The sequence below is a fragment of the Candidatus Accumulibacter sp. ACC012 genome, assembly GCF_907163155.1.
GTDB lineage: Bacteria > Pseudomonadota > Gammaproteobacteria > Burkholderiales > Rhodocyclaceae > Accumulibacter > Accumulibacter delftensis.
This window is the reverse complement of sequence record NZ_CAJQUC010000021.1, coordinates 85,453-98,452: the sequence shown is the minus strand read 5'-3', so window position 1 is coordinate 98,452 and position 13,000 is coordinate 85,453. Positions and strand designations below refer to the sequence as shown.

General features: G+C 65.4%; 9 protein-coding genes. 7 read left to right on the top strand and 2 right to left on the bottom strand.

The window, feature by feature from the left end:
- Positions 1-9: 9 nt before the first annotated feature.
- From QZ648_RS20335 to pbpC, 5 genes are all read left to right on the top strand, one after another.
- A complete protein-coding gene (locus tag QZ648_RS20335) occupies positions 10-828 on the top strand; it encodes a symmetrical bis(5'-nucleosyl)-tetraphosphatase (protein ID WP_169067365.1) in 819 nt (272 codons plus the stop codon).
- Positions 829-951: 123 nt separating this feature from the next.
- Positions 952-6,117, top strand: coding sequence for an MG2 domain-containing protein (locus QZ648_RS20330; RefSeq protein WP_291998131.1), 5,166 nt, complete (start codon positions 952-954; stop codon positions 6,115-6,117).
- Between the two features lie 84 nt (positions 6,118-6,201).
- Positions 6,202-6,486 carry a ribbon-helix-helix protein, CopG family gene (locus QZ648_RS20325; RefSeq protein ID WP_169067364.1) on the top strand — a complete coding sequence of 95 codons (285 nt, stop codon included), beginning with the start codon at positions 6,202-6,204 and terminating at the stop codon, positions 6,484-6,486.
- A 10-nt stretch (positions 6,487-6,496) separates the two neighbouring features.
- Positions 6,497-6,793, top strand: a complete 297-nt coding sequence (locus QZ648_RS20320) for a type II toxin-antitoxin system RelE/ParE family toxin (protein ID WP_291998130.1) — start codon at positions 6,497-6,499, stop codon at positions 6,791-6,793.
- A 96-nt stretch (positions 6,794-6,889) separates the two neighbouring features.
- Entirely contained in the window at positions 6,890-9,172 is a 2,283-nt protein-coding gene (gene pbpC, locus QZ648_RS20315; RefSeq protein WP_291998129.1) for a penicillin-binding protein 1C, read from the top strand.
- Positions 9,173-9,190: 18 nt separating this feature from the next.
- Here the strand turns inward: pbpC and QZ648_RS20310 are convergent, their stop codons facing one another.
- A complete protein-coding gene (locus tag QZ648_RS20310) occupies positions 9,191-9,484 on the bottom strand; it encodes an acylphosphatase (RefSeq protein ID WP_291998128.1) in 294 nt (97 codons plus the stop codon).
- A 4-nt stretch (positions 9,485-9,488) separates the two neighbouring features.
- Positions 9,489-9,689: a CopG family transcriptional regulator gene (locus QZ648_RS20305; protein WP_169065237.1), complete on the bottom strand. Its 201-nt coding sequence runs from the start codon at positions 9,687-9,689 to the stop codon at positions 9,489-9,491.
- Between the two features lie 329 nt (positions 9,690-10,018).
- On the opposite strand from QZ648_RS20305, the gene hyfB reads away from it, so the two are divergent.
- Together hyfB and QZ648_RS20295 are read left to right on the top strand one after the other, a co-directional pair.
- Entirely contained in the window at positions 10,019-12,055 is a 2,037-nt protein-coding gene (hyfB, locus tag QZ648_RS20300; RefSeq protein ID WP_291998127.1) for a hydrogenase 4 subunit B, read from the top strand.
- The gene (locus tag QZ648_RS20295) at positions 12,052-12,999 is read left to right on the top strand and encodes an NADH-quinone oxidoreductase subunit H (RefSeq protein WP_169065235.1); all 948 of its coding nucleotides are present in this window, start codon (positions 12,052-12,054) and stop codon (positions 12,997-12,999) included. Before hyfB ends, QZ648_RS20295 begins: the two co-directional genes overlap by 4 nt.
- The last annotated feature ends 1 nt before the right edge of the window (position 13,000 follow it).

Sequence of the window (13,000 nt, the reverse complement as noted above, 5' to 3'; positions counted from 1 at the left end):
CGGACGATCATGGCAACTTACGCAATCGGCGATATCCAGGGCTGCTTCGACTCGCTACAGCAGCTGCTGGAAAAATGCCGCTTCAACCCGGCGCGAGACCGCGTGTGGTTTGTCGGCGACCTGGTCAACCGCGGCCCGCGCTCATTGGAAACCCTGCGCTTCGTGCGTGACCTGGGCGCTGCCGCAACCACCGTTCTCGGCAATCACGACCTCTACCTGTTGATGGCCGCCGCGGGCTTCGACCGGCGCAACAAGGGTGACACGCTCGACGACATCCTTGACGCGCCCGACTGCGAGGAATTGATGGGCTGGCTGCGCCATCGCCCGCTGTGTCACCGCGAAGGTCCGTTCTGCCTGGTGCATGCCGGACTGCTGCCGCAATGGACCACGGACAGGGCTCGCGAGCTGGCGGCGGAGGTCGAGGCAGTACTGGCCGGCCCGACCTACCTCGATTTCATGGCCAATATGTGGGGCAGCGAACCCGCCGCGTGGTCGGACGATCTGGAAGGATGGCCGCGCTTGCGAGTCATCGTCAATGCCATGACCCGCATGCGCTTCTGCACCTCGGAGGGGATCATGGATTTCAAGACCAAGGGCGAGCTCAGCAGCGCCCCGGCCGGGCTGATGCCGTGGTTCGAGCTTCCCAACCAACGCAGCGCCGACGACGTGCTGGTCACCGGTCACTGGTCAGCGCTCGGGCTGAAAATCGAAGCCAATCTGCTGGCCCTCGATTCAGGTTGCCTCTGGGGCCGCCATCTGACCGCCATTCGCCTTGAAGACCGCGAGCTCTTTCAGGTCGACTGCGCGCTTGGCGAAGCCCGAAACTGAGCTGAGCGTCCCCCGGCACGGCCAAGCGCGGAGCCTTGCGCTCGCCGCTCTTTGCCGTGGACCTCGCCACCGCGCAGCGGCTGCCTGCTAGAATCCCTGGAGAACTTGCCTCTGGAGAAAGCCATGCAGATCGGACGACAGGCGGAACAGGGCGGCGGACAAGGCTGGCGACAGCTTGGCCAGGCGCAAATGCTGGCGATTGTCGCAGCCGCGATTGCGGCGATTTCAATCTTTCTGGCCATCGGCCATTCGCCAGACAAAGACAGGGATGACGCGGCAACGGCTGGCGTGCACTTCGAGGTGGTCGACGGCACGCATCGCGAACTCGACGGCTCGCCGGCGCTGGCCCTGTCGTTCAGCCTGCCCCTCGATAGCAAGCGCAACTACGACAAGTTCGTGCAGGTTCTGGAAATGCCTGCCGCGACGGAAGCCCGCCCGGCGCGCGACGACGGCAGCGTGGACGATGCCGCTGCGGACGACGCAGGGGACGACGACCGCTCTGCGCAAACCACCACCAGCACCGCGCCGCAGGATACCGAACTCGAAGGCGGCAAGCCGGTTGCCGGCGCCTGGGTCGTCGGCGAAAACCCACACCTGCTGTTCTTCCCACGCATCAAGCCGCAGGTACGCTACGTGGTACGCGTCCAGCCCGGTTTGCCGGCCAGCAACGGCAGCAAGCTCGACCAGGAAGCGCGCTTCTCGATTGTTACCGCAGCTGTTCCGCCGGCCTTCTACTTTGCCAGCCGCGGCATGGTTTTGCCGGCAGCGCAGAACGGCGGCCTGCCGGTGACCACGGTCAACGTGCCGGAAGTGGACATCCAGTTCCTCAAGGTCAAGCCCGATCAACTGGCTCGCTTCCTCGAAAAAGTCGTCGCCCAGGGAGCGACCAGCAGCGAGCAGGCTCGCGACGACGATGTTGATGCCGATGACGGCCACGACTATTACAAGCGTGGCACGCGCCTCAAGGGAGCCGTCAGCTACTGGGATCTCGATCAGCTGCACAAGCTGACGAGCAGCGCCTTCGTCGGCCGCTTTCTGACCGAACAGCAAGCCGATCGCCGCCGCGTCACCTTCATCCCGGTCGAGAGCATTCCGGCGCTCCGCGAACCCGGGGTCTACGTGGCGGTGATGTCGCAACCGAATCGTTTCCGCGGCGACTACCAGACGACCTACTTCTACGTCAGCGATCTCGGCCTGCATCTGCGCCAGTACGCCAGTGGCGCAGATGCCTACATCAGTTCGCTGACCGACGGCAAGGCGCGCGCGGGCGTCGACGTGAGCTGGGTGGACAAACAGGGCAAGACCCTGGCACGTGCCGAGAGCGACGCTGACGGCCGCGTCAGCTTTGCCGAGAAACCGGCCGGCGCGCGCGTGCTGATGGCCAGAGAAGGCGAGCAGATGTCGCTGATCACGCTGCGCGAAGCGGCGCTCGACCTCGCCGAATTCGATATCGCCGGCATGCCCTACGTACCGCTGCGCCTTTTTGCCTACAGCGGTCGCAACCTCTACCGGCCGGGTGAGCACTTCGAAGTCTCGGTTCTGGCCCGCGATGCCGACGGCCATCCCGTCCCCCCACAACCGATCCAGGCCATTCTTCGCCGCCCCGACGGAAAGGCCCAGTGGACGGCCACCTGGCAACCCGACCCGGCCTTCGCCGGCTACTACCAGCGCGCCATCGAACTGCCGGTCGACGCCGCCACCGGTTCCTGGCAACTCGAACTGCGCGCCGACCCGGCGGCCAGGATGGCCAGCACCAGCATGGCTTTCGCGGTCGAGGAATTCCTGCCGGAGAGAATGAAGCTCGAACTGAGCACCGCCAGCGATCACTTGAGCGAAGCCTCGGCTACCTGGCAGGTCGACGTCAGCGGCCGTTACCTGTACGGTGCCGCGGCTGCCGGAAACCAGCTGGTCGGCGCGGTGAGCAGCGCACGCAACCGCAATCCGCTGGCGCAGAAGCTGCCGGGATTCGTCTTCGGCGATGCCGACGAAGACAGCGTCAAGTCGCGTAGCGAGCTGCCGGAAACGAGCATGGACGACAAGGGCCAGGCGAGCATCGAAGTCGACCTGGCGACGATCGTCGCGCGGCATTCGCCGTTCACCGTGCGCGCCACGCTGAGCCTGCTCGAAAGCGGCGGCCGGCCGGTGATCCGCAGCATCGAACGCGTCTTCTGGCCGGCACCGGTCCTGGTCGGACTGCGGCCGATGTTCGTCGGCGACTACGCGCGCGAGGGCGCACCGGCCGAATTCGAAGTCGTGCGCACCAATGCCGACGCCGCCCTGCTCGCCGGAGCGGCACTGCCGGTACGGCTTTTCCGCGAGGACAGGCACTACTACTGGCGCTTCGACGACCAGCGTGGCTGGCATTCGGGTTTCACCGAAGGCAATGAACTGGTGGCCACGACGCAGGTCTCGGTGCCCGCTGGCGGACGCGGCATGCTGAGCCTGCCGGTCAAGTACGGTCGCTACCGCGTCGAAGTTTTCGACCCCGAAACCGGCCAGACGACGCGCTTCCGCTTCTACGCCGGCTGGTCGGCCAAGGACGACGAGACGCAGGGCGTCCGCCCCGACCGGGTGACGCTCAAACTCGAAAAGCCCGCCTACCTGGCCGGTGAAACGGCGCGCCTGACCATCACCCCGCCGCACGCCGGCGAAGCGCTGGTCACCGTCGAAGGCGAGCGTGGACTGTGGGCACGCCGCTTGACGATCGGCGCCGACGGCGGGAGCATCGCCATCCCCATCGACAAGGCCTGGGAACGGCATGACCTTTACGTCGCGGTGATGGTCTTGCGTCCCGGCGGCAAGGACGAAAAAGTGACCCCGGCCCGGGCCCTCGGCCTGCTGCACCTGCCACTCGACCGCGACAGCCGCAAACTGGCGGTGAACCTCGAAACCGCGCCAAAGGTGGAACCCGAACAGCCACTGAAGGTGAAGATCAGCGTTCCCGAGGCCAAGGGGCAAAAGACCTTGCTGACCCTGTCAGCGGTCGATGAAGGCATCCTCAACATCACCCGTTTCGCCAGCCCGGATCCCTTCGCTTTCTTCTTTGCCAAGCTGCGTTACGGTGCCGACGCCTACGACATTTACGGCCGGGTCATCGAGAAGATGGCCGGCGACCGGGGCAAGCTCAAGTTTGGCGGCGACGCCGGGCCGCAGCCAACGCGCAGCCTGCCCAAGAAAGTACGCCTGGTCGACCTCTTCAGCGGCCCGGTCATGCTCGACGAAAATGGCCAGGCGGAGGTTTCGCTGCCGGTCCCCGATTTCAACGGCAGCTTGCGGCTGATGGCCGTCGCCGCCAGCGGCGAGCGCTTCGGCTGGCAGGAAGCCGAAGTCACCGTCGCCGCGCCGCTGATCGTCGAACTGGCGACGCCGCGCTTCCTCTCGGTCGGTGACCGCGCCGTGCTGGCACTCGATGTGCAGAACCTGGCCGGCAGCGCGCAGCAGATCAGCCTCGCAGTCAGCAACAGCGACGGCCTGCTGATCCAGGATGGCGAGCAAGAATTCTGGCTCCAGGATCAGCAGAAGCGGACCCTGCGCATCCCGATCGAGGCCGGTAGCGCCCTTGGCCTGACCGAGATACAGGTGCGCGTCGACAGCCCGCGCGTCAAGATCAATCGCCGCTTCCCGCTACAGGTGCAGGCGCCGACCCCACGCCAGACGGTGATCAAGCGGCTCTCCATCGCTCCCGGCGAAAGCATCGAAGTCCGCGACGCCGAGCTGGGCGGTTTCCTGCGGCAAACGGTGGCCGCGACGCTGGCCATCTCGAACCAGCCGCCGATCGACGTGCGCAACGCCGTGCAGGGCTTGCTGCGCTACCCCTACGGCTGCGCCGAGCAGACGACCAGCAGCGCCTATCCGCACGTCTTCATCGACGCGGCGGCGGCGCGGAAGTTCGCGCTCCAGCCCTTCACCCAGGCCCAGCGTGCTGCGATGCTCGACAAGGCCATCGCCCGGCTGGCCGGCATGCAGGCGCCAAACGGTGGCTTCAGCCTGTGGGGAAACCTCTCCGAGTACCAGTACTGGTTGTCGGCCTACGTCAGCAACTTCCTGATTGACGCGCGCGAACAGGGCTTCAACGTGCCGCCCGAAGTCGAGAAACGCGCTCTCGGCTTCCTCCTCAAGGGCCTGCAGGAAGGCCTTGCCGGCTTGCCGACAGGCACCGTCACCTACAACGAGAACTCGGTCTGGAACGACCCCCGTTACGCCGGCTCCGGCCGTTTCGCGGTGCTCGCCTACGGCGCCTACGTCCTCGCGCGCCAGGGCAAGGCGCCGCTGTCGACACTGCGCCAGCTGGCCGACGCGCAAGCCGCCGCACCGTCCGGGCTGGCCCTGGTCCAGCTTGGCCTGGCGCTCAAGCTGATGGGCGACGAGGCACGCGCGAACAGCGCCATCGCCGCCGGCCTGCTCAAGCGGCGTGCCGGCCCACACGGCGCCTGGTGGGGCGACTACGGCAGCAATCTGCGCGACTGGGCGCTGATCTACGTGCTGCTCGACAAGCATGGGTTGACGCCGGCTGGACGCGAGGACCTGCTTGCCCAGGTCGCCGGCGAAATGCTCAGCCACCGCAGCTACAGCACGCAGGAACAGATGGCGCTGTTCCTCCTCGGGCGCAGCTTCGCTACCGACACGGCCAGGGAATGGCGCGGCGAATTTCTGTCGGCAGGCGAGGCGCAAATGATCGGTGGCCAGGGAACGCAGTACCTTCCTTTGGCGACCGAGCAACTGGCGACAGGAGTGACGATCAGGAACCCCGGCCACGCCCCCCTCGTCGCCGAGCTCAACTTCGCCGGCAACCCGCTGAGCATGCCCTCCGCACGCCGCACGGACTTCGATCTTCGCCGCGACTGGTTCTCGGCCGACGGCAAGCCGCTCGGCGAGCGTCCACTGCGCGTCGGCGAAACGGCGATCGTTCGCCTGCAGGTGAACAGCGCCGGACGCTACGTCAACGGCCTGGTCGTCGACTACATCCCGGCCGGTCTCGAAATCGAGAACACCAACATCGTCCAGGGCGAGCAGGCGGTGATCACCATCGATGGCGTCGATCCACGCCAGGCAATGCAGCACAACAGCATCCAGCATGTCGAGTTCCGCGACGATCGTTTCGTCGTCGCCGCCAGACTTTCCGGCAAGATGCATTTCTTCTACCGCGTGCGCGTCGTTACGCCGGGGCGCTTCGTGCTACCACCGACCTACGCCGAAGACATGTACCAGCCGCAGATCTACGGCCTGGCAGGGGGTGGCGAGACCTTGCTGGTGAGCGATGGCAAGGATGATCGAAGCGAGAGCCGATAGGCCGCCGAGGGAGCAAGCTGGAAAGGTTCTGTAGCACGAATGTGCTACAGTTGGCTCAGACCTCTGATTCGACAGGAGACAAGCATGTCCACGACGACGATTCGCTTGCCAGACGATCTGAAAGCCCGTGTTGTGGCGGCGGCCGAGCGCGCCGGCACCAGCGCGCATGGCTTCATTCTCGAAGCCATCGCCGAGAAGGCGGCAGCGGCCGAACTGCGCGCTGATTTCGCTGCGCTGGCCGATGAGCGCCATGCGCGCATCCTGGCTTCGGGCCAGGCCATTCCCTGGCAGGAAATGCGCGCCTATCTTGAAGACCGCCTGGCCGGCAATACGCTGAAGCGCCCGGCAGCTCGCAAGCTGGCAGGCTAGCGGGCCAAGAATGTCACGCATCGAACTCGCGCCGGAGGTCGGCGACGACTTCGAGCGAATCCTTGATCATCTCGCCAGCTACGCGGGCGCCGACCCCGCGTCGCATTTGCGCGAAATCATCGCCGCGATCAGCGTCCTGGAACATAACCCGCTGATTGGCCGAGCGGTCAATGGTGACCAGCGCGAACTGGTGATCGGGCGTTCTTCGCGTGGCTATCTGGCGCTATACGTCTATGCGCCTGAAGTCGACACCGTTTTTGTCCTGGCCGTGCGCAGTCAACGGGAGGCTGGCTATGCGCGAGCTTGAGCGCCAAGCCCTGCACAAAGCGCCTGCTCTGGCCTGATCGTGACCCTTGCTACGCGCAGCAAGCTGCCATTACCATCGCCCAGGGCTTGGCGCTTGATGCTCGCCGGCACGCTGGCCGCACTCCTCATCGCCGACCAACTTTTCCCGCCCCCCCTGCCTGGGCAGTCGGCGCCACAGGCGCAACTGGTGGTCGCCCGCGACGGAACGCCACTGCGCGCCTTCCCCGACCGCGAGCACATCTGGCGCCACCCGGTAGGCGTCGAAGACGTCTCGCCACGCTATATCGAAGCGCTGGTTGCCTACGAGGACCGCAGCTTCTGGTGGCATCCCGGCGTCAATCCCTGGGCGCTGCTGCGCGCCGCCTGGCAATGGCAGCGACACGGGCAGATTATCTCCGGCGGCTCGACACTGAGCATGCAGGTAGCGCGCCTGCTCGAACCCGACTCGCCCTCGCGCAGTGCTGCCGGCAAGCTGCGCCAGATCGCGCGCGCGCTGCAGCTCGAACTGCGCCTCTCGAAACGCGAGATTCTCGAAATCTACCTGAGCTTTGCGCCCATGGGTGGCGTCGTCGAGGGTGTCGAAGCAGCCAGCCGTGCCTATTTCGGCAAATCGGCCCGACAACTGAGCGAATCCGAAGCGGCATTGCTGACCGTGCTGCCGCAAGCCCCTTCGCGACTGCGCCCCGACCGCTACCCGGAAGCTGCCCGGCAGGCGCGCGACAAGGTCCTCGATCGCCTGCAATCGCGCTGGGGCGCGGCAGTGATCGCCGACGCCCGTCAGGAACCGGTGATCGCACAAAGCATCCGCGAGCCGCTCCTCGCGCCGCTGCTCGCCGAACGCCTGCGGCGACTGCGGCCACAGGTCGCGCGCATCGACAGCACCATCGACGCGAGCCTGCAGCAAGCGGTCGAATACCTGCTTGCGGCCAGGCTGCCGCTGCTGCCGCCACGCGTGTCGATGGCGGCACTGGTGGTCGATAACCAGACTCTCGAAGTGCGGGCCTACGCCGGCTCCGCCGATTTCAGCGACGACGCGCGCTTTGCGCATGTGGATATGGTGCAGGCGGCGCGCTCGCCGGGTTCGACCTTGAAACCCTTCCTCTACGGCCTGGCCCTCGACGAAGGATTGATTCACTCCGAGTCGCTGCTCGCCGACGTGCCGCAATCCTTCTCGGGTTATCAGCCGGGCAATTTCCAGGCCAACTTCAGCGGCCCGGTCAGCGTCTCCGAAGCCCTGCAGAAATCGCTCAACGTCCCGGCAGTGGAAGTGCTCGAACGGCTCGGGCCGCAGCGCTTCGTTTCCCTGCTGCGCCGCGGCGGCCTGAAGCTGGCACTGCCGCAGGGCGCCGCAGCCAACCTCAGCGTCATCCTTGGCGGCACGGCGGTCAACCTGGAAGGTCTGGTCGGCGCCTATACCGCGCTGGCGCGCGCCGGGGTCAGCGGCCAGCCGCGCTATTTTGCCGACGCGCCGCGCGAGGAAGCACGGATGATGAGCGCAGGCGCGGCCTTCATCATCCGCAACATCCTCGAAGCGGGTGGCCCGGTCGCGCGGCAGCTCAACGACGGCGTCGGCGCACGCCGTGGCATCGCCTGGAAAACCGGCACCAGCTTCGGTTTTCGCGACGCCTGGGCAGTTGGCGTCAGCGACCGCTTCACGGTCGGCGCCTGGATCGGCCGACCCGATGGCACGCCGAACCCCGGCTTCTTCGGCGCCAACGTCGCGGCACCCCTGCTGGTCGACGTCTTTGCGGTCGTCGACGACTCACCACCAGGGCCGCGCACACCGCCGACGAGCGTATCTACGACCCGCATTTGCTGGCCACTCGGCACGCGCAGCGACAGCACGCCGCCCGCGCTCTGCCATCAGGAACGAACGGCCTGGATTGTCAACGACACCGCGCCGCCGACCTTCGCCGACCGACTGCGCGGCGGCAGCCCGCGCTATACCGATTACCGCGACGCCGCCAGCGGCCTACGCGTCCGCGCAGCCTGTGCCGCTGGCGAGATGACTGCCGTCGACATGGCACGCTGGCCAGCCGCCCTCGAACCCTGGCTCGACGCGGCGACGCGAACCCGCGCACTGCCCCCTGAGTGGGCGCCAGACTGCATCGGCGCACGCGCGCCGGAAGGCGGCCTGCGCATCGTCGGCATCAGCAACGGCGCCACCATCCGCCGCGCCGGCAACGGCCCGGCGCCCGAGCTGCGCCTCGAAGCGCGCGGCGGCCAGGACGAACTGATCTGGCTACTGAACGGCCGCCAGATCGGCCGCGTCCCGGCGGGTCGCGCCCTGCAACAGCGCTTCAGCGATGCCGGACGCTACCAGATCACAGTCATGGACGACGCCGGTCGTTACGATCGTGTCGAAATCAGCGTGCGCTGAAGGCAGCAAGGCTTTTGCTCAGCGCGTCGCAATCTGGACGAAGCCGGGGCGGCTGCCCAGTTCGCCGGCATTGCCTTCGTTGCACAAGACGCGATCGACGCGGGCCATCGACGGCCCGCGATGGGCCCAGACGAGCAGTGCGTGAACCGCCTCGAGCGAGCCGCTGACCAGCGCTTCGACGCTGCCATCGCGGCGGTTGCGCACCCAGCCGCTCAGCCCAAGCCGTGTCGCTTCGGCAACCAGGGACCAGCGGTAGCCAACGCCCTGCACGCGGCCATGAATACGCAAATTTCGGCAAACTGCATCACTCATCAGGCTAGACGCTTCCGTCGGACGATGACCGTCCCTTCAGCCACTCAGGAAGTTCCCGGTCGCCGGCGTTTTCAAGAATGTATTGACGGATCAGTTTCCTGACCACCTGGGAAGGCGTCAGATCATGAGCCGCGCAGATCTCTTCGAAGATTTGCTTCTTGAGAGGGTCGACGAGAATGGTCAGGCGTGCCGTACGATTTTCCATATCAGCGCTTTTTATGTGAGTTAAATTACAATTGCAATTGTATCAGTAGCGAATATACTTGCTATGCAATTCGCACCGAAGAAACCTGGGCAATTGAAGCGTGCAGCGCCTACCGACGCCGCAAAAGTCTTCGAGCACCTCGTTGCGCGTTTTTCTCAAGCGTTTCCTGGAGAGCTGAACGCCATGTTGTTCGCCATCCGTAGTGATCGCGATGTACTGTCTCCCCTGGCATGCGAAGCCATTGCCGCTGGCCCTGGCCCTGGCGCGCACGCGACGACGCGTGCACGCGCAAGCCGTGTCGGCGCGGCACTGCGTGGCGCCCATTGCCGATGATGATCAGCAGCGGCGTCTTCCTTTATCCAAGCACCTGGGTGCATCTGGACTGGGTCCTGCTGGTCGTTGCTGCCTGGCTGCTGATCGGTGCCGCAGGCTTGTTCGCCTTGCACCGCCTGGCCCTGGTGGCGAGAGTCCTGTTTCCTGTCGGCGGGGCATTCGGCCTGCTCTTGTTCGGCGTCGCTCTGAGCGCGATGCTCATCTCGCCGGAAGTCGCCGTGTTGCCGATCGGCCTGCCAGGTCTGCCCTTCCATCTTCGCCTCGACAGCCTGTCAGCATTCTTCCTGATGATCATCGGTGGCGTTTCGGCCGGTGTGTCGGCCTTCGCGGCGGGCTACTTCCGCAAGGGCGAAGGAACGCCGCCCGGCTTGCTGGCGCTCGAATACCACGTCTTTCTGGCGAGCATGGCGCTGGTTGTTCTCGCCGACGATGCCTACTCCTTCATGGTGATGTGGGAGACGATGGCCCTGTCGTCGTTCTTCCTGGTCACCGCCAACCACCGCATCGTCGAGATTCAGCGTGCCGGCTACCTCTACTTGCTAATCGCGCATGTCGGCGCTATCGGCATCCTGTTGTGCTTCGGCATCCTGCAGGCGAACACCGGCGACTACACCTTCGCCAACATGCGCTCGCAGGCCATCCTGCCCGACCGTGCGTCGCTCGCTTTCCTGCTGGCCTTGTTCGGTTTCGGCGCCAAGGCGGGTATCGTACCGCTGCATGTATGGCTTCCCGAGGCTCACCCGGCTGCGCCGTCGCCGGTCTCTGCGCTGATGAGCGGGGTCATGTTGAAGACCGCGATATACGGTTTGCTGCGTGTCATTTTTGACCTGCTGGGTACGCCGATATGGTGGTGGAGCCTGGTGCTGCTGGCGGTTGGTCTGGCGACCGCCCTGTTCGGTGTCGTCTTCGCCGCCGTGCAGATCGATATGAAACGCCTGCTGGCCTATTCGTCGATCGAGAACATTGGTTTGCTGTTCACCGGCATCGGCCTGGCCGTGTTGTTCGCGACCCAGAACATGCCGGTAATGGCGGCACTGGCGTTGACGGCGGTGCTCTACCATGTGGCCAGCCATGCCTTCTTCAAAGGGCTGCTCTTTATCGGCACCGGAGCAGTGCTGCACGCCACCCTTGAGCGCAACCTCGGCAAGCTCGGTGGTCTGATCCGCTATATGCCCTGGGTGGCCTGGGCAATGCTGATCGGTGTTCTGGCCAGCGCCGGCTTGCCGCCCTTTGGGGGCTTTGTCTCGGAGTGGCTGCTGCTACAGAGTTTCCTGTTCTCGCCGGACTTGCCGAGTTCATTCCTCAATATGCTGATTCCCGTGGTCGCCGCCTTGATCGCACTGGTGGCGGCGCTCGCCGGCTATACCATGGTCAAGTTTTTCGGCGTCATTTTCCTCGGCCAGCCGCGCGAAGAGAAACTGGCGCAAGCGCACGACGCCGGGCGTTGGGAGCGCATCGGCATGGGTTGGCTGGTCGCCGGCTGCCTGGCGCTCGGGCTGTTTCCGGTCCAGTTCATCACCCTCATCGATCCGGTGACGCAGTTGTTGGTGGGCGCCGGTCTCGCCAGGACCGTCGGCGCCAACAGCTGGCTGCTGGCGCCGGTGGCGATCGAGCGCGCGAGTTACGGACCGGCAATTTTCCTGCTCGGCGTCGCTGCGAGCTTCGCGCTCGCCTTCCTGTTGGTGCGTCTCTTCTATCACGGCCGCCTGCGGCGCTCGCCGCCCTGGGACTGCGGATTCCCCTGGCAAAACGCGCGCATGCAGGATACCGCCGAAGGCTTCGGACAGCCGATTCGACAGATCTTCGAACCTTTCTTTCGCTGGGAGCGCGAGCTGCCGTCCGCTTTCGATGCCGCGCCGCGCTATCGCGTCAGCGTCACCGACCCCTTCTGGCACTGGATCTACCTGCCGCTGGCCGCCGCCGTCGAGCGTCTGGCACAGCTGATCGGTCTCTTGCAACAGGGGCGGATCGCGGTGTATCTCCTCTACAGCTTCTTGACCCTGATCACCGTGCTGCTGGTGGTCACGTTATGACCTGGCTCGGCGTTTTCTCGCAATTTCTCGAGATCGTCATGGCGCTGCTGCTGGCACCCCTGCTCAGTGGCTGGGTCAATCAAAACCGCGCCTGGCTACAGAACAAGTCGGGGCCGGGCTTGCTGCAGCCGTACCACATGCTGCACAAGCTGTTCAACAAGGAATCGGTGCTTGCCGAACATGCGTCCCCACTTTTCCGCGGCGCTCCATATATCGTTTTCGGGTGCATGGCGCTGGCCTGTGCGATCGTCCCGACGCTGTCCACCGAACTACCGCTGTCGCCGGCGGCAGACACGATTGCCCTGGTCGGTCTGCTCGGCGTGGCGAGGGTCTTCATATCCCTCGCGGCAATGGATGTCGGTACGTCTTTTGGCACGCTCGGTGCGCGCCGTGAAATGCTGATCGGCTTTCTGGCCGAACCGGCGCTGCTGATGGTCCTCTTCTCGGCGTCGCTGATCTCCAAGTCGACCTCGCTGACCACCATCGTCGAGACGCTCGCACATCGCGACCTGGCCATCTATCCGAGTCTGGCTTTCGCGGGCGTCGCCTTCGCCATGGTGTCCCTGGCCGAAAACGCCCGCGTGCCGGTCGACAACCCGGCAACGCACCTCGAACTGACGATGATTCACGAGGCCTTGATCCTGGAGTATTCGGGCCGCCATCTGGCGCTGCTCGAGTGGGCCGCGAGTCTCAAGCTTTTCGCCTATTCGTGCATTGGCCTGGCGCTGTTCTTCCCGTGGGGCGTCGCCGCGGCGCAGGCGCCGCTGGCACTGCTGCTGGCGATGCCGGCGTTGATCCTGAAGCTGGCGATCGGCGGCGTGCTGCTCGCGCTGCTCGAAACGCTCAGTGCCAAGATGCGCATTTTTCGCGTCCCGGAATTTCTCGCCACCGCTTTCCTGCTGGCAGTGATCGGCATGCTGGTGCACATCCTGGTGCGCGCGTGAG